The 17,647-nt window shown below is 34.6% G+C and carries 22 protein-coding genes and 2 pseudogenes; 20 read left to right on the forward strand and 4 right to left on the reverse strand.

Going from position 1 to position 17,647, the window contains the following annotated elements; translation table 11 throughout:
* Positions 1 to 43: 43 nt before the first annotated feature.
* Positions 44 to 1,243, reverse strand: a complete 1,200-nt coding sequence (locus C564_RS0118285; protein WP_018766314.1) for an MFS transporter — start codon at positions 1,241 to 1,243, stop codon at positions 44 to 46.
* Between the two features lie 14 nt (positions 1,244 to 1,257).
* Complete coding sequence (locus C564_RS0118290) at positions 1,258 to 1,677, reverse strand: MarR family winged helix-turn-helix transcriptional regulator (RefSeq protein WP_003202902.1); 420 nt, start codon at positions 1,675 to 1,677, stop codon at positions 1,258 to 1,260.
* A 174-nt stretch (positions 1,678 to 1,851) separates the two neighbouring features.
* Between C564_RS0118290 and phaZ the strand changes: the two genes are divergently transcribed.
* The 4 genes from phaZ (at position 1,852) to C564_RS0118310 (ending at position 4,731) form a co-directional block, all read left to right on the forward strand.
* Positions 1,852 to 2,766, forward strand: a complete 915-nt coding sequence (phaZ, locus tag C564_RS0118295; RefSeq protein WP_179877677.1) for an intracellular short-chain-length polyhydroxyalkanoate depolymerase — start codon at positions 1,852 to 1,854, stop codon at positions 2,764 to 2,766.
* Between the two features lie 63 nt (positions 2,767 to 2,829).
* The gene (locus C564_RS0118300; protein ID WP_003202898.1) at positions 2,830 to 3,084 is read left to right on the forward strand and encodes a hypothetical protein; all 255 of its coding nucleotides are present in this window, start codon (positions 2,830 to 2,832) and stop codon (positions 3,082 to 3,084) included.
* Positions 3,085 to 3,350: 266 nt separating this feature from the next.
* Entirely contained in the window at positions 3,351 to 4,496 is a 1,146-nt protein-coding gene (locus tag C564_RS33595) for an MFS transporter (RefSeq protein ID WP_018766316.1), read from the forward strand.
* 34 nt (positions 4,497 to 4,530) lie between these two features.
* Positions 4,531 to 4,731 carry an NETI motif-containing protein gene (locus C564_RS0118310; RefSeq protein ID WP_018766317.1) on the forward strand — a complete coding sequence of 67 codons (201 nt, stop codon included), beginning with the start codon at positions 4,531 to 4,533 and terminating at the stop codon, positions 4,729 to 4,731.
* Positions 4,732 to 4,859: 128 nt separating this feature from the next.
* Here the strand turns inward: C564_RS0118310 and C564_RS0118315 are convergent, their stop codons facing one another.
* The gene (locus C564_RS0118315; RefSeq protein ID WP_026008616.1) at positions 4,860 to 5,372 is read right to left on the reverse strand and encodes a GNAT family N-acetyltransferase; all 513 of its coding nucleotides are present in this window, start codon (positions 5,370 to 5,372) and stop codon (positions 4,860 to 4,862) included.
* 519 nt (positions 5,373 to 5,891) lie between these two features.
* Between C564_RS0118315 and C564_RS0118320 the strand changes: the two genes are divergently transcribed.
* The 16 genes and pseudogenes from C564_RS0118320 to C564_RS0118395 all read left to right on the forward strand — a co-directional run bounded on the left by C564_RS0118320 (position 5,892) and on the right by C564_RS0118395 (position 17,305).
* Positions 5,892 to 6,296 (forward strand): hypothetical protein, encoded by a 405-nt coding sequence (locus C564_RS0118320; RefSeq protein ID WP_018766319.1) that lies wholly within the window; start codon positions 5,892 to 5,894, stop codon positions 6,294 to 6,296.
* Positions 6,297 to 6,348: 52 nt separating this feature from the next.
* Positions 6,349 to 6,657: a WXG100 family type VII secretion target gene (locus C564_RS0118325; RefSeq protein ID WP_018766320.1), complete on the forward strand. Its 309-nt coding sequence runs from the start codon at positions 6,349 to 6,351 to the stop codon at positions 6,655 to 6,657.
* A gap of 17 nt (positions 6,658 to 6,674) precedes the next feature.
* Positions 6,675 to 7,406, forward strand: coding sequence for a DUF5081 family protein (locus C564_RS0118330; protein WP_018766321.1), 732 nt, complete (start codon positions 6,675 to 6,677; stop codon positions 7,404 to 7,406).
* A complete protein-coding gene (locus C564_RS0118335; protein ID WP_006095325.1) occupies positions 7,406 to 7,735 on the forward strand; it encodes a hypothetical protein in 330 nt (109 codons plus the stop codon). The genes C564_RS0118330 and C564_RS0118335 overlap by 1 nt, the downstream gene beginning before the upstream one ends.
* Before the next feature lie 35 nt (positions 7,736 to 7,770).
* Entirely contained in the window at positions 7,771 to 9,489 is a 1,719-nt protein-coding gene (locus tag C564_RS32270) for a hypothetical protein (RefSeq protein ID WP_018766322.1), read from the forward strand.
* A 15-nt stretch (positions 9,490 to 9,504) separates the two neighbouring features.
* Positions 9,505 to 9,846 (forward strand): hypothetical protein, encoded by a 342-nt coding sequence (locus C564_RS0118345; RefSeq protein ID WP_018766323.1) that lies wholly within the window; start codon positions 9,505 to 9,507, stop codon positions 9,844 to 9,846.
* Positions 9,847 to 10,575: 729 nt separating this feature from the next.
* Positions 10,576 to 10,842, forward strand: coding sequence for a hypothetical protein (locus tag C564_RS0118350; RefSeq protein WP_018766324.1), 267 nt, complete (start codon positions 10,576 to 10,578; stop codon positions 10,840 to 10,842).
* A gap of 8 nt (positions 10,843 to 10,850) precedes the next feature.
* On the forward strand, positions 10,851 to 11,066 hold the full coding sequence (locus C564_RS33600) for an HNH endonuclease (RefSeq protein ID WP_231382333.1): 216 nt from the start codon (positions 10,851 to 10,853) through the stop codon (positions 11,064 to 11,066).
* Between the two features lie 105 nt (positions 11,067 to 11,171).
* Positions 11,172 to 11,627, forward strand: a complete 456-nt coding sequence (locus C564_RS0118360) for a YrhA family protein (RefSeq protein ID WP_003209536.1) — start codon at positions 11,172 to 11,174, stop codon at positions 11,625 to 11,627.
* A gap of 327 nt (positions 11,628 to 11,954) precedes the next feature.
* Positions 11,955 to 12,178: pseudogene (locus C564_RS37545) on the forward strand (HNH endonuclease); the annotation flags it as partial.
* Between the two features lie 105 nt (positions 12,179 to 12,283).
* Complete coding sequence (locus C564_RS0118365; protein ID WP_018766325.1) at positions 12,284 to 12,619, forward strand: hypothetical protein; 336 nt, start codon at positions 12,284 to 12,286, stop codon at positions 12,617 to 12,619.
* Between the two features lie 180 nt (positions 12,620 to 12,799).
* Complete coding sequence (locus tag C564_RS0118370; protein ID WP_018766326.1) at positions 12,800 to 13,288, forward strand: hypothetical protein; 489 nt, start codon at positions 12,800 to 12,802, stop codon at positions 13,286 to 13,288.
* A gap of 254 nt (positions 13,289 to 13,542) precedes the next feature.
* A complete protein-coding gene (locus C564_RS0118375; RefSeq protein WP_018766327.1) occupies positions 13,543 to 14,427 on the forward strand; it encodes a deaminase domain-containing protein in 885 nt (294 codons plus the stop codon).
* 21 nt (positions 14,428 to 14,448) lie between these two features.
* Positions 14,449 to 15,144 carry an Imm3 family immunity protein gene (locus C564_RS0118380; protein ID WP_018766328.1) on the forward strand — a complete coding sequence of 232 codons (696 nt, stop codon included), beginning with the start codon at positions 14,449 to 14,451 and terminating at the stop codon, positions 15,142 to 15,144.
* Positions 15,145 to 15,681: 537 nt separating this feature from the next.
* Positions 15,682 to 15,972 (forward strand): hypothetical protein, encoded by a 291-nt coding sequence (locus tag C564_RS0118390; protein WP_018766329.1) that lies wholly within the window; start codon positions 15,682 to 15,684, stop codon positions 15,970 to 15,972.
* Positions 15,973 to 16,912: 940 nt separating this feature from the next.
* Positions 16,913 to 17,305 carry a hypothetical protein gene (locus C564_RS0118395; RefSeq protein WP_018766330.1) on the forward strand — a complete coding sequence of 131 codons (393 nt, stop codon included), beginning with the start codon at positions 16,913 to 16,915 and terminating at the stop codon, positions 17,303 to 17,305.
* Between the two features lie 2 nt (positions 17,306 to 17,307).
* Here the strand turns inward: C564_RS0118395 and C564_RS35005 are convergent.
* A pseudogene (locus C564_RS35005) lies at positions 17,308 to 17,526 on the reverse strand (IS3 family transposase); the annotation flags it as partial.
* Positions 17,527 to 17,647 lie beyond the last annotated feature (121 nt).

Consider the following 17,647-nt stretch of genomic DNA (forward strand, 5'->3'; position numbering starts at 1 on the left):
AAATAAGGAAAGTAAACAGAGGAGTTTACTTTCCTTATTAACATTAAGCTGATAATTTTCTGTCTGTATGTTGCTTTTTGAACTTTTGTTTTCTGCCATGTAGACCATAATAAATAAGTAATGTGAATGCAACGATAATGGCAGCAATGAAATACATATTATGATAACTTGATTTTGCAGCTACTATACCTAATATGAAAGAACCGAAACCAATACCGCTATCAAAGAATGAGAAATAAGTGGCTGTTGCTGAGCCGCGTCGATGGTTTGGAGCCGCGGAAATAGCAATGGTTTGGAAACTTGGAATTAATGTTCCGTAGCCTAAACCAATTAATACACCTGCACCAAGGAACCAAAATGACGTTTGTGCTTGGCTTAAGATGAACATTCCAATTGTAAAAATAATAATCGAAGGATAAACAAGTATATTTTCACCGAAACGATCAAATATTTTCCCTGTGAATGGACGAGAAAGTACAACAACGAGTGCGTACACAATAAAGAAGTAGCTTGCAACTTCTCCTAAACCAATTTCTTTTGCATAAATAGGAATAAAAGATAAAATGCCACTATAAGAAAATGCTAAAACAAATCCTGTTAGAGCAATTGGAACTGAAGAAGGTTCAATTAAATCTTTCCATTTCATTCGTTCACGTTTTTGTTTACTTACTGGCTTTTCATGTGGAATATTTACAAGTAAACCTAATAGAAATGCTAGTAATGAAAATACAGAACAAACGATAAATAGAATAGTAAATGAAAAGTGCGAAATAATCGTTAAACCTAAAAAAGGACCGATTACCATCGGCAGACTCATAAATACACCAAAATAGGCAAGTGCTTCACCGCGGCGATGCGGTGGTGCGACATCTGTTACAATTGTACCTGTTGCTGTAGTCGCCATTCCAAACCCAATCCCGTGAAGGAAGCGCAGGGCAAGTAATAAAAATAAACTTTGTGCACCGAAATACATGACGGTAGCAGCTAAAAATAACGAAAGTGAAATAAATAATATTTTCTTTCTCCCTAAATCGTCAAGCCACTTTCCGGTAAATGGGCGGCATAGGACAGAAGAAATAAGGAATACTGTTGCGACTAAACCAATTTCTTCTGGTTTTCCTTTCAATCCGTCTATTACATAGACGGGCAGGGTGGTCATAAGCATGTAAAACGTTAAAAAGAGAAACAGACTACTAAAACAAGTTCCAAGGAAGTCCTTCGTCCAAAGTCTCTCACTTTGCATCGTCATCCCTCCAATTAATCATCTAAATTTTTAATAATAGCTTCTAGTACTTGAAATGCTCGCTGCAAGTCTTCTTCATTAATATCCTGCAACGTTTTTTCTTCAAAAGTATCAACTTCTTCTTGCCATACTGGAATCATTTCTAATGCTGTTTCTGATAAGGAAATGAGCTTTTCACGGCGATCTTTCCCCTCAGTTCGAATGATCCATCCCATCGTTTCCATACGTGTTAATGTACGAGTCATCGTTGGAGATTCAACGTTTAAGTATTGACATAGCTCAGTTTGTGTACAAGGCCCCGTTTGATTGATTCGGAAAATAACAGCCCATTGTGCACTAAATAAACCTGTTGGTGACACACGTTCATTAAATTTCTTAGTAAACTTTCGAGAAGTTTGACTGACAATGTGAAAAAAATGTTGTTTTTCGTCCATGTATTTAATCCTTTCAAATTAGTTACCTAGCTAACTATATACCTCTTTACCATAATTGTCTAGCAATAGATATGTTGTTTTATGTAAAAATTTTGTATCGTTTTCGTATTGAGAACATACATTCTATATGGTATTCTGAAAATAAGTTTACAATTTTCTTTCTATTATAGTTGGATGGGGGAATGTGTGATGATTAAGCCTGCAACAATGGAATTTGTTTCGTTATCAAATGGAGAAACAATCGCATACCAAGAAGTTGGAAGGCGAAATAAAGAAATACTTATACTCATTCACGGGAATATGACATCTTCACAGCATTGGGATTTAGTCATTGAGAAATTACAAGATGAATATCATATTTATGCCATTGATTTAAGAGGCTTTGGGAAATCAACATACAATAAGCCAATAGATTCATTGCAAGATTTTGCAGATGATGTAAAGTTATTTATAGACGAGCTACAATTGAAGAAGTTTTCCCTGATGGGCTGGTCAATGGGTGGTGGCGTCGCAATGGAGTTTACGGCTTGCCATACGGAGCTTGTAGAGAAACTAATTTTGGTAGAATCAGTCGGAATGAAAGGATATCCGATCTTTAAAAAGGATATTAATGGTCAGCCTATCGTATCCACGTTATTAAAAACAAAAGAAGAAATTGCACAAGATCCTGTTCAAATTACTCCTGTACTAGATGCCATTAAAAATATGAACAAGCTCTATTATCGAACGGTTTGGGACTTACTCATTTATACACATAACAAACCAGATCCAGAGCGCTATGAAAAATATTTAGATGATATGTTAACGCAGCGTAATTTTGTTGATGTAAACTATGCTTTAATTACATTTAATATTTCAGATGAACATAATGGAGTCGTTCCTGGAAATGGATATATCCACCGTCTGCAAGTTCCAACTCTTGTCGTACAAGGAGATCGTGATTACGTTATACCGCAAGTGGTAGGAGAAGAATTAGCAAAACATCTCCCGGATGCTGAGCTAGTCATATTAGAGGATTGTGGGCATTCGCCGTTTGTTGACTGTTTAGATGAATTTACGCAGCATGTTATAAATTGGTTAGAGAAATAGTACATTCCCAAAGACCCCAATGTTACATATACTATAATATTTGTATCTAAAGGGGAATTTGCAATGAATGTTTTTGCAGAAAGAATACATGAACCTTCTCTTATATTTCACTCACCATATAGTAGTCATGCATATACAAAAGTATTTGTGCATCCTATGTATATACAAGTTTATGAGCAACCTTTTGCTCCACAATCGCAAGTACAGCTTATACCAAGTGTTGCTATGTATAATTTCTTTTATGGTCCTATCTTATATGGAAGTCCGTTTTTTAAACATTTTAATCATATTGTAAAAGCACAAATTTGGGATGGCTAAGAAGTTAGAAGAGTAATCTTTTAACTTCTTTTTTATGTTGATATTCACACACTCATTCCTGAAAAAAGTTTATCCCGCTATTTGCGGGCAGTAAGACCCCCACCTCAAAATTCAGCAAGAGCAAAGAAGTTAGGTGGGAGACGGGCTGTCCGTAAAAATCCGATTGATGAGGGCTAATAATCAGTGGGGATGAAAAAAACCCCCCACTGATTAAAGTTTCACTTTATAATGAAAATTGGTGAGCTTGAAAAGGGAGAGGGAACAGGATGTCAATACGATTTACATTTTGGATTATGGTGGGGATTGTTGCGATTTCTGGATTATCGCAAGGGATGCTTCTACCAGCTATCGCAATGATTTTTGAACAAGAAGGAATTCGTTCCAGTATTAATGGAATCCATGCAACTGCGTTATATATTGGAATATTATTTATTTCGCCATGGCTTGAAAAACCGATGCAGCGGTTTGGAATGAAGCCAATTATCGTAATCGGTGGATTTCTCGTTATCATTTCATTATTCTTTTTTACACAAACATTTTCATTCTGGATATGGTTTTTACTTCGCTTTCTAGTAGGAATAGGGGATCATATGTTACATGTTGGAACGCAAACGTGGATTACAACGACATCTGATCCAAGTAAAATTGGAAGACAAGTATCTATATATGGAGTGTTTTTTGGTATCGGTTTTGCAGTAGGACCATACTTAGCGAGTACTGTTCAGTATGGACTTGCAACTCCATTTATTGTATCGACGATTCTTTGCTTAATAGGGTGGTTGCTATTACTTCCAACTAAAAATGCTTTTCCAGTTCAAGATGAAACAGGGAAAGAAAATGAATCATCGCTTTCTCGTTATAAACAAGTATTTGTACTTGCGTGGATTGCACTTATGGGACCTTTAGCATACGGTGCGCTAGAAGCAATGCTGAATAGTAATTTGCCAGTATATGCACTTCGAAAAGGTTGGTCTGTCTCTGATGTATCCTTCTTATTGCCAGCATTTGCAATCGGGGGAATTATTACACAAATTCCACTTGGTATATTAAGTGATAAATATGGAAGAGACCGCATTTTAACGTGGACATTCAGCATCAGTACAATCGTTTTCTTACTTGCTGCGGTGTTTGACGGGTATTATTGGATTGTATTTGGGTGCATGCTCTTAGCTGGCATGGTAATCGGTTCATGTTTCTCATTAGGACTTGGCTTTATGACGGATTTATTACCAAGACACTTACTGCCAGCTGGGAATATATTATCCGGAATTGCCTTTAGTATAGGAAGTATTATCGGACCTGTATTAGGAGGCGTATTTATAGAAAAAATACAGTATACAAGCTTTTTTATAGCGGTTATGATAATAATGGCAATTATTGCACTTCTATATATCACATATATGAAAAGTTAATTCGCATCAAGAAAAATAGAAAGTAGGTTAGGGCATGACAAAACAACCTAATAAGAAAAAATTTGAAGTACAAGAGAACGAAAGCATTACAGATTGTTTAGCACGTATGGAACGTGAAGGATATGCACCTTCGCGCCGCATGGAAGAGCCGATCTTTCATGAAGTGAAGAAAGATGGACAAACAGTTGTGGAACCGTGCGGGAGAAAAATTGTTTTTGAAGGGAAGTTGAAGTAAGGAGAGGTTCTTTGTACTGAACCTCAAAAGTTAGACTTTAATCGGAGTGATTCCTCACTCCGATTTTTCTTTTCGTTTTAATCCAGTTTCGATACGATTTCAAGAATGGCTCTTGAAAATTTACGAAATCATAATTCGATCCAGTAACGCTGAACAATTTCGCCAGTATTCTGGGAAATTACTTCATCTTCTAAGATACCTCCAACTTTTTGAATGGTTTTGGCAGAGGCGATATTTGCTTTGTCACAAGTTATCAACACTTTCTCCAATCCTAATTTTTTCGCTTCAAATAAGGAAAGCTGAAGTTGCCCAGTGGCGTAACTCTTTCGACGTTCGCCCGGGTGCACGCTATAACCGATATGTCCGCTCTCCATCAGTAATTCTGGTGTTAATCGATGGCGTATATTGATGAAACCGATTAATTTCCCCTTTTCAATGCTCAAAAACTGAGTGGATGGAACTCGATTTAGTGGTAAATTTTCTCCCTTTTCTTGGATTGTGACTTTTTCAAGCCATTCGTCAAAGGAATCAAATTGTTGTAAGGAACAACTACCATGTGGTTGTTCTCTTGCATCTAGGAATGCTTGCCGATAAGCCATGATTTGTTTGCTATGCTGGTGTGTTGGTTTCACTAATTGCATTGTCATCATCTTTCTCCTATATCATTTTTTTACATTACACTGTCTTACTTACTTGCTCTAACTCATTATAGTTTATAATATTTAGAATAAATCGAACAGAGTAAGTAGGGGAGCAGTTTAATTTTCTAGCACTAAACCTTTCAGACAGTTTCATCCATTGACTAACCAGTTCAAATGAAGGAATACCGTATTTTTTCAAAAGAGTAGAATAACCATAACTCGAATTAAGAGATTCTTCAACAAGACGCATTTTTAACCTGCTATTCGCTGGCAGTAAGCATTCTACTGATGGAAGTTTCTGGGTTGTATAGCTTTATAAAATTATTTGCTATTTACAAAGTGGGCATGATGAAGTGTTCTATCTTAATAGATAGTGAAATGACTATCATTTTTTGGTAAAATATTGATATAAAAAAAGATTCATTATATATTAATAAATCAGAATATAATCGCAAGAAATTCTATGCGAAATATATTGAAAAATATATTATCTTATCAAGGTAAATAAGGGGGATCATGATGTCGGGAAGTTTGGTGGATTCGTTTTTAGAGTTTTTCGGGTATACAGAAAGTAAACGGAAGCGTGATCAATATGATAAATTGCATGATTACTTAAAAAGTAAGGAAAAAGAATTAGAAAAATTGATCGAAGAGATTGAATCAGCAAAGAAAAGGTATGATGCGAAAAATGGTGGATTATCATCTGATAAAATTCCAGCTCGTGAATTTGAAGTAAAACGTCCTCAAAAGGATCAAGAATACTCCAAGACAATCAGTTATTTTCGCGAAGCCCTAGGTAATGTAAGGTCTGCTAAAAGCAGGGCATATCAAAAATGGGAGGAATATAAGGCACAAGCAATTTCAGAAGAACAAACAGCTGCAGCAGCTATAGAAGCAGAAAAAAATAAGTTAAAAAACTCTTAGAGATAGTAGAGTAGAAAATTGTATAAAGTATTGAAGGAAAAGGGGAATGGGAATGCATCGTCAAGAAATTGAGATTCATGGAAATGAAATATCGAGTGCCATTTCTTATGCAGAGCAGATTGAAAAGGGAGTAAAAGAATCACTCCAGCAAGCAAATGAACTAAAATCACATGTAACCGGTTCTCGTTGGAATGGGAAAACACGAGATGCCTTTTTATGTTATTTAGAATTGCTCATCCAGTACAATTCTGAAGTCGCAGATGCACTTGAAGGACAGACAAAGGCGCTTAAGGAGCTTGATAAGAACATTCATTCCTTTACAAATAGGGATGAAGTAGAAAATATAAAAAGATTGAAATAGAGAGGAGGATAAAACAGATGGGAAGAGAAGTGTGGAGCTTTACACCTGCTGAACTGTACACATTAGCTGGTGCAGCTGGAGTCACGTACATATTTGGCTTACAAGAGCGTGAAATTCTTGCTTTAACCGATGAAGATTGCATAACGAAAGCAACAGCGGAATTGAAGGAGAAAGGGCTTATTACAGAGAATAATGGGCTGACACCAGCGGCTTTTCAGCTGATTGAATTACTGAGGGCATATCAAGAAAGCCAAGAGTATACGCGAATTAATAATCTATTAATTGGATTTTTGCCACAAGATAAAGACAGAGTAGCTGTCTTAACAGAACGAAAACAAAATGAAGAATATGAAATTCATTACATAGCGAAGCGAGATGTCTATTTTTCATTATTAGAACGGATTCCGTTTTTAATGCGAGAACCAAGAGAAATTGAAGATACCTTTTTTACAAAGAAGATGACAGAAAAAGAGCAGCGAACATTTGAAGAAATGGATTTATCTGAAAAGGATTTACTAGCTATCGAAACAGTGTCTCGCCCGCGGAGCCGAAGAGCAGAAGATAGAGGGAAATGGGAATGCTTCTTGTACTTTACAGAGGGGGAAGACTTTATTCAAATAGAAGTAGAACGTAAGCGTTATGAATGGGCTAGTCTGTATGCGGTGAACAAGAAATTATATGATGTTTTAAAAATGCCGTATAAGAAAATAAGTGATCCACGACAATTCTCGTTAGGAGGACGAAATTAATGCAAATACCAATGGAAGATGGCGGAGCAAGTAGCAGTTCAGAAATTGTATTGAATTATGATGAGATAGAAGACATTATAAGACGTCTTCAAAGCATATATAACATTTATTCAGGTGCTATAGCGACAAATGCGAAAAATCTAGAGAAGTGTCAATTCTATCTTGAAGGAGAAGCGATGCGAGTTATAGACGTGTATCCGAAAATATTAAATAAAATATTGGAACTAGCAGACCATTATAACCGAGCGGCATCCATTGTAGAGGTTGTTCGCCAAGAAATGAAAACACAAGATGAAGAATTACATAATAAATTACAACCTCAAGAATAACTACGGCTGATATGGGAATGGGGGATGGAAGAAAAATGGATGTTAGTTATAAGCCGAAAGATTGGGTAGATATGAAAGATGGCTTGAACCAAATCACAAAAGATACATTCGTAAAATTACATCAAGCGAATGGTCTTTTAAAAGATGTACAGGAAAGAATACATGACCTTGATTCAGATGGAAGTATTTATTTTCATCATAAAGATCAGACTGAAACAATTGCGGAATTACATGTTGCATATACGACTCTACAAAAATATTGTGATGACGCAGGGCAAGTCGTTTATGATCATATTGATAAACCATTTTTAGTAACAATGGATCAATTTGCACAAAAAATGAGAGATTTATCAATTAAAAACTTTGAAACTACAAACCGAATTGGCTCTACAACAACAACTACAGTACCAGGTTCATATAGTTACGGTAACACACCGCAAACGATCACAACAACAAAACCTAAAATAACGGTGGATGATATTTTCAAAGACTCACGTGCATTTGATAAAGTTCTTCATGCTGAATATGAAGAATGGAAAAGAAAAGATCCAAACATGAAGCTTGACTATGAAGAATACAGAAAACGTGTTCCTTCGACGCGAGGGTTTGAATACAGATCAATAGAGGATGAGCAAAAACAACTAGAGGCATGGCGTGACTTTGGATTAGGAGTTCTAACAGTCGGAGCAATGTTCATTTGTCCACCATTAGGGGTTGCAGCATCACTGGTATTTGGCGGGCTCCAAGTAAAAAGTGCCCATGACGGAGAAGACTGGGGAACACACCGGAAATTAAGTCAAGGAGAAAAAGTAGAAAGATATGTTTTTGGTGTCTTCGATATTGCGAGTGCTGGAGCAGCTATAAAAGGATTCAAAGCTTTTGGATCATTCGGGAAATTACAAGAGGAAGCAACGAGTTTTAATCCAAATCAAGGGAAAAATATGGTACAATCATGGCGAGACGGAAAAAATATTACGCTTGACCGCATGAGACTAGCAGGTCTAAAAGCAGAAAAATACGGAAATGAAAAAATGTATCAGCTTGGCGGAAAAATGACTCAAGGAATGGAGAATACACTTGCCTTCTTCAACAAGGGGCATGAAATAGTTGGAGGCGGTGTAGTAGCAGGGAAGCAAGGCGGTCCAGGAAAGGTTACCGAGTGGGTTAATACGCGCCATGCAGAGAGTAGTAAGTTTATGGATGGTAAGATTCAGGGGCTTGAGGCTTCGCTTGCGGAGAGGAAGTTAGGTAAGGAAGTTAGCGGTGTTGCAGGTAAAATAGATCCTCTAAGTAATCCTAAAATAGCAAAAGAAATTGAAGCTAACTCTGATGCTGTTTATGGATATTCACCTAAACAAGGGTCGCCTTTAGATAAATTCGGAATTGATTGGACCAATCCAGAAGAAGTTGCTTTTGCAAAAACTGAAAGAATGAAGTATCTTAAGGAATTAGAACAAAAAAGGAATCAGCTTACAAATGAGGTTACTAAACTTCAAAGTGAAGGAATGTCGCTTGAAGAAATTGCAAGAAAGAAGGTTGAAAAGCGAAATTTGGATAGAATACAATCATATCTTGATTCCAATAATCTTGAAGGACTCAATGCAATGAAAGCACGGAATCGTCAAACATATGGTAGAGAGGAAGGGCCTACACCAGAACAACTTTTTGACAAATATGGTTCATGGGAAGATGTAATATACAGTAGCACAAAATCAAGCCCAGCAATGGATGTGTTAACAGGTTTGTATAAGTAGTAGGAGGTTATGATTATGATTGAGGAAAAACAAAATCAAAATACACGGTGTTATGTGGAAAATAATTTAAGAATCCGTATACAGGAAATAGAGGATGGAAAAGCAAAACTGTGGGTGGCAATTGATAAGTTAAACATTTGCTTTACATTGATTATGTATGATTTTATGGATTGGTGTGAGCGAGAGATAAATATAAACTTGGAGATTGATAAGAGTTGGAATAATCATAGAGGTTTTATTATAGACAGTAAAGACCAAGTAATAATTATGTCGGAAATAAAAAGATTCATTAATGAATTTAATGTAAAACCTAATGAAAATGCTGATCAATTTTCAGATGCTGAGTGGTATGCATAAATATGACTTTTTTCTGATGCTATAAAATACTTGGAAAGCAGAATTTTTAGCTGGACATTATTTTTCTAACAAGAGAATCCGGGAGTTAGTCCTCTGGATTCTCTTTTCTGTCTTTCGAAATTTTCATACCCATAATCTTATTATCTTTAAGTTCTTTTGAATCTTTACGTACAATTTTATTCAAAGTGTCAGGAAGGATTGAACCAGTATATAGTGGGAAACCTATAAAACAGGATTCGTTCATAGTGGAACATCGTATTCAAGGAATGGAAACGGTTATACGTGAAATTTTAAATAAAGCAAGAAGATAATACTATGTCATAGAAGAAACTGCTTGAGAAGATATTTTTTATATAGCGGGATTATTTACTGAATTTCTAAAAAAACATTTTATGATGAAGATGATGAGTAATATTAAATAAGTAAATGCGGTAATAAAGACACCTAAACAATTTAAGTTGTTTAGGTGTTTTATTTTGTAAATTAGAGATAATATAATAGGATAAACATGGAAAATATATTAAGAAAGAGTTAGAATCTGATGAGTAGGTTTATAGGTATTAATAATTTTCTTGATTAAAATAAAAAAATGAACTGTTCAGTTAGAGTATGTAGATTTTAGGCTTTCTCAAACTAGTGACCTTAATAATAGATATTGTTCAAAAAATGTATCGGATCGGCGGAAAGATGGCTGAGGGTGTGGATATATAGCAGCTGTCTTCAAAGGCCATGAACCAGTTGGAAACGGTACAATGTGGCGGTGGACCAGGAAAGGTTACCGAATGGATCAATAAGCATCATGCAGACAGTAGTAAGAAAATCAATGATGAGAAGGGGATTGAGGCTTCGCTTGCGGAGAGAATAGGGAATGCTGGCTCAGGAGTTAGTAAGTCAAACTTCCTAATGTTAAAACCGAAAAGGTTACTTTTAATAAAAGAAATCCAAATGACACAGCTCAATTGCGAAAGGATTTTAATAAGGTCAGGAAAGAGTTGATGAAATCTATGGCTGATAATCCTGAAAAAATAAAAGGATTAAAAAAATCTGCAATTTCAGATAATGATATTGAAGATACGAAGGAATTCGGACTAGTTCCTGACGATTGGCAAGCTCATCATAAAATCCCTTTGGATCAAGGTGGTAGCAATGATGTGGAAAACTTAGTTCTAATAAAAACCATCCCTATCACAAGATTATTACAAATGAACAAAATTCATTAACAAAGGGTATGAAACCTGGGGACAGTAAAATAGTAGATTTTCCTATTCCAAAAGGAGACATTTATCCTCCTAATAAGGAATAAATATTTTTTAGAAGGTGATTATATGTGGAGAGAGCAAGTTAGTCAGATATCCAAAATAAGAGAGAAACGAAACCGAAAACTCAATTTACCTACCAATGAAAACGAGTTATCAAGATTTCGTAAATCTGTAGTAGAAAAATTTGGTGAAGATGTACTGCCACAGCAATACTATGAATTTTTAGAAACAGTTAATGGAATTGAATTTAATGGACTTAAAATTTATGGGATTGACCAAAATTTTTTGGATTCAAAGCCAAAAAATCAGGTGGATAGTTTTTTTGATGCCAATGAAACATGGGAGTCAATTAAAGACGAAGATGAGTTGGTTTTTTTTGGAGATTCAGATATAGCTTGGTATTGTTATAATGTTTCTAAAAAAAACTTTGTTGAACTAGATAAGCCTTCAGGTGAGCATATGGAAACTTTTTGCGATTTTGATACTATGCTTGAATCTGCTTTCTCTGTAGCACTTAGTTAAATGTACAACCCGCCGTCAACTTTTGGCGGATGGAGAGTGTTGTGTAGCACACAGAACCTGACCAACTGCTAACTGTTTAAAGGTGTGAGATGATAGCAAATGAATCTGGATATTTATTACTGGAATTGGTAAAGAAAGTGAAGATTATAAATCACTATTTTTGACCTTGATTGGCTCATGCCTTTCAAGGTTTTTTGCTTATTAAATAAATGGTTAATATTTGTTTAAATATAGGCACATTAGTCATGTATAAAAAGGGGTGATTTGTTTGAGAATTGAGAGCTAATGAAGGTAGTACCATCATGGAGCTTTATTTTAGTACTTGAAAATGAAAAGCTGTATCAGCTTGGAGAAAAAAATGGCGAAAAACATAGATCACATGACTGCTAAAACTGAAAAATGAAATCAATGAATATAGCTTAATAACATCTAAGCAAGGCGATACAGATTTCCATAGCTGGGTAAATAAGCATCATATAGAGAGCAATAAGATTATAGATGATAAGATAAAGGGTGTAGAGGCTTCCCTTGCTAGTAAGGGTACCGATAACACTGCTGAAGAGATTTTGTTTTCACAAAAGTATATATTTAAATTAAGAACTGGTGAATGGCCTCCACCAGGGTGGAAAGGCTTTGAATGATAAGGGAGGATACTAATGGATACAAATATAACATTGAATATGGCTATGAACATTGCCATAGATTATAAGAGTAAATATAATTTATCAGGTGATATTTTAGAAAACTTGGAACGTACAATAAAATTTTATAGTGAGTTTGATAGTGTCAATGGACCAGTGTGGTTGGTTATAGTAAGCATAGAACCAAATGATTTTTTTGCAGAGAATGAATACACGATTGTTATTTCAGACAAAGAAGCAGCCGTTAAATATATTATCGACCCTAATGGTCATATTTTTTCTCCTCATTTAGAAACTATGACTGATGAAGAATTTGAAGAAATATTCGGTGATGAGGAAAAAGAAAATTAAAAACCAAGAAAATAAATATATTATTTTGAAGGTATAAATACTATCATTAATAAAATTAATAAATGAAAAGATTTTTAAGAGTATGTGTTAAAAAGATGACTTCGGTATTATGGTATTATCCCCTCATAGTAGACAGTTGAAAGAAAGTTACTGTACTGTTTATTATGGAGGGGATTTTTTATGTCTTTAGATAAGTATAAAAACATATCTGATGAAGAGTTTAAACAATTGTCTAATGAAGAATTTCAAGATTATATTAAGTTAAAGAAAGAAGATTTCTCTAGGCATTATAGAAAAATAAATGAAATTACTGTAGATGTGGTATTAAAACCTGAGGAAGCAATAGCAATTGCGAAACAATATCATAAGAAAAGTAACTTAGATGGAGTGGTTAATGAAGACATCCACCAACTTTTCTTTGATGAGGCTTATACATTCAAAATTGATAAAGAGAATAGAAATAATAATGATGTGAGACCGGCATGGAGAGTATTAGTAGATTTACCAGAACCCCCTTTTCTTATGGAGGACTATACATTGATTGTGTCTGATAAAGATAAAAAAGTGATGGGGATGCTTGATCCAAACGGGCATCCGGTATTTAAAGGAAATGAATTTACGGATGAAGATATCGAATATATTATGAATAATGAGGATTCTGAAGATTAATTAAATTAATAACTTAGTGTATAGTTTTATAAATAGAATAAATATCGTTATTATGCAATATTGCGAGTTTCTCGATTACTGGTAAAGGAACATCTCCACTTTATAACGTTATTTGTTGAAGTTTTTGTCTATATGATCTGAACTGGAAGATGTGAATAATCTTCCAGTTTTTTGTTGAAATAAAAAACGAGATATAATTAAAAGAAGGAAATATAAGTCATCTAAAAAAATTACGAAATATTGTTTAAAAGTATTTGCAAGCTGATGAGTTTATTGATGTAAACGATGCGATTAGAGCAGTTACAGGTACAGACCAACGGACAGGAAAAGAGCTATCCACAAAAGAAAGACTTATTGCGGCAAGTTGGACGCTTTTGAACATTATTCCGGTTAGAAAAGTCCTCAGTGTTGCTGGAAAAGTAATTAAGTATGGCGGAAAAATGGCCGAGGGTGTAGATTATGTAACAGCTTCCTTCAAAGGCGTTGAAGTAGCTGAAGACGGTACAGTGATAGGGAAGCAAGTTGGTCCAGGGAAGCTTGCCGAGTGGGTTCATGCACGCCATGCAGAGAGTAGTAAGAAAATTAATGATGAGATTCAGGGGATTGAGGCTTCGCTTGCTAAGGGTACGGGTGATAGTGGAGGTAGATTCCCTACCAAATTGATTGATCCAGAAGCTGATAAACATATTATTGATAAGGTGGCTGAAGCAAGAGGAGGATTATCTAATAAATATAAAGAACGGGGTAATTTTGCATATGCAGAAGTAAATGTTACAGGTGTTGATAAGACAGATTTCTATGCACATAGTGGCATTCATAACTCAGCAAAAGGAATTCCAGGAACAGAGGAGTTTTCATTCAAACCCGAGAACCCGGTATACAAGGCAACTGAAGCACCTGACAATGCAGGGAATATTTACCTTAGAGATGCAGATACAGAGTATAAAATACTAAATGACGTAGCAAATAGATTAGGTGGTAATAAAGATGTGACGGGAACTATCAGATTGTTCACCGAAAAGGATACATGTGGTAGTTGCAATAAAATCATTCAGCAATTTCAAAAAGACTATCCTAATATTAAAGTTGAAGTACTTCATAATGGTGATATACCTATTCTGCTTGAAAATTCAAAATAATAAAATTCGGAGGTTTTATAAATGGCTTATAGCTGTGAAGAGTATTCAGAATATATATATGAGACGTATAGTGAATATGTAGAAGATGAAAAAATGAGCAGAAAGGAGGCAGTTGCACGAACATTTAATGAGTATGATATGTTAATGAAAAAAAGCGAGACAGATAAATTAATTATCAGTGTAATATTTGCAGAAATTCTAGTTTCGCATTCTAAAATTTCCAATACATTCAAAAATTATATGATTGAAACGATATCAAATATTAACTTTATGTTAATAGAACAGGAGCATAAACTTACACAGGAACAGTACAATGATTTCCTCTTTCGTAAGGGGCAGGTACTTAAACAATTAGAAGCAAAGCCGTCAGACTATTATCCAAGAGTATGTTGGTACTATGAAGAATTAACAGACGAAGTTAATAAATTTTTTGATGAAATCAACTCTAATGATACAGATGAAAATGAGGTAGTTGCTAAAGTATTCAAGCGTTTTGAGCGTGACTGCAAAAATACAGCAAGTGAAAAAATTATAGTGTATACAACCTTAGCTGAAAATTTATTACGATATAATTTGATGCCACAAATAGAAGACATGAGTTTTATAAACGAATTGAAGAAGTTTACATTAGACAATATTCAAGGTGAACAGCTATCTGATGATGAAAAAGAAAAGTTGGCACAGCGTATACAAGTGGTTTTGGATTGCGGAGCATGAAAAATGCAAAACTAAGTTAAAAATTGTAAAAAATATTCAATGAGAGTGTAAATTAAACTGTGTAAGTTCCAAAAAAGAAGCATACGCAGTTTAATCGGAAACTTATATGAATTAAGTAAAAGGATAGCCAGCTTTCGAAAAAACATTGCGGGCTATCCTTTACTATTTACTATAATCTCAAAATCATCAGGATTATCGGGGATTCTTTCAATAGAATTGGGAAGTATCTACATTTACTTTAGAACATCCAAGGTACGGATGGCCATTACGTCTTTTACAAAACTTTGGTGAAGATGTTATGCGAAATGGATATTGGTTAGGACAGTGGCTTGAGAAAAAAACGGCATAGTTTTTTTCAAACTTGAATTTGAAGAGTGGGCAGAACGTACTTATAGAGGAGGCGGGGAAAGCCCCGAAACGATACGAGGGACCCCCTGTGAAGGTAAAATTAAAGATTGATACAGCGACAGAAAAAAAGGCAGAGTTAATATGAGGAAAGTGTCGCTCAATTTTATAATCTCAAATGGAGTGAATGATATGAATGATGTAATGAAACAGGCAATAACTCGTATTTCTCAGGTTACATGTGGAGCCTCTGAAGTGAAAAAGAAATCTAGTGAACTTTTAATCACTGAGTATTTGAGAAGGAGCTCGTTGTTTTTAGAAGTTTATCCATTTGAATGTGGACCATTTTTTAGCCCCGCAAAAGTGTTAGATATTAATCTGGATTTCGAGGATGTTATTACAAGTATTTTTACTGAGCCAGGTAAACCAAATTTATTATGTAAAACAATTTGTCTGCGTTACTTAGAATGGAAAGATCATTAACGGTGATTTTCAAGACGTTTATGAGCCATTAATAAAGTACTTTGAAAGGGGAGGCACTCTTAGAATTGATAAGGGTATCTATTTAGACTATGGATTTGGAGCATTTCCTATAGACAATTGGCGGGAACGATATGTAAAGTTACAAGCTGCTGATATTTCAGATGAAAATTTAGACAATATTGATATTGAGAATAATTGAACTGATTATAATTTACGTTTACAGCCTTTGTGATAAGATTGTGAAATATAACCAAAAAACCAAACGCTCAACAATTTGCTAATTACTTGATAAATTTTCAAAGGCTTATTCTAACTTAAACGATAAGAAGGAATGAACTTTTTTACATGTAATCAAACTGCGATCTAGATACAACCTAAAATATGAACTAACATTAGATGATGATTTCTTTGTTAGTCTTTTTTTATGCTTAAAAGCAATAAAGGGAGGAATAAGTGTAATGATAATAATAGTAGGGCAATTCAACACACATATAATTGAAGATGGGAATAGTTCTTTTTCCGTATGAATGTTTTTTTCAGTGCTCTTGTATTGTTTCGGTTTTATTTTCTTTAGTAGTCATTGATGTGATGATAATTTAAAGATTGTAAAAGGGTCTATGCTACACTTGTTCTTGAATTTGGATAATTTTGTAGTATATGTACCGAAGGATTGATAAATTACTTCCTAAAAAATATTATTTGTTTGGTGGTAGTTTGAAAAAGACGTAGGATTTGCTGGCAGAACGGGTGCAAAATGTGGAAAGATTGTTAGAGAAGAAACTTGAAAATCATTCGCTGAATATGGATATTTAGATGGGCACTTAATTTGTGGTGAAGCATCAAACGGAATGAAGTTTATGGGATATTTTAGGGACGGGGAAATTGCAAATTTCCACCCAGTAACAAGTTTTGATTAAGATATGTAGTTAGGAGAATGTTTATGAGCGAGAAAAAGATTATGGGTGATGAATGGAATAAGAATTTTATTAGAGGGATTTTTATTAATAAATCAAGAATAATAAAATGTATAAATGTAATTTTAACAAAAGAAGATGTTGTTTTTGATGATGTTTGTATGATAGCTACTTACAGTACCTATGATGACGGTGATTCTGAAAGGTGTGAGATGGATGAAGTTGTATTAAGTATGGGATTTCCTGGTTATCCAGAAGAGATATCATGTTTAAAATATAAAGAGTTTTTTAAATTAATAGAGTATGGTTTAGAAGAGAAGATTTCTAGATTTAAGGAGTTAGAAAAAGAAGAAATCTTAAAAGAACTTGAAAAAGCAAGGAGTGGATTTGAGTCAATATTTTGGACACGAGAAAGTTAAATCTAAGCTACCTTTTTAGCTAGATCTTCTATTGCTTGAGGAGTTTTATAACCAATGCTACTATGAATTCGCTTGCGGTTATAAAACCCTTCAATATATTGAAATAGTGCCAGATTTGCCTGTTCAAATGTGACGTATTGTGTACGATATACTTCTCCTTTCTTTAAAATGGCATGAAACGACTTGATACAAGTGTTATCATACGGACACTTCCTCTTTGAAATCTATTGTAAAAAGTAAGAACTTCATGAAATTGCGTCCATAGGACCATACGGATATACATGAACTTAAAGCACTTGATTGTCTACTAAAGACAACAAGTGCTTTTTTGCGTTTAAGCAT

Source organism: Bacillus sp. 105MF (assembly GCF_000374885.1).
Classification (GTDB): Bacteria; Bacillota; Bacilli; order Bacillales; family Bacillaceae_G; genus Bacillus_A; species Bacillus_A pseudomycoides.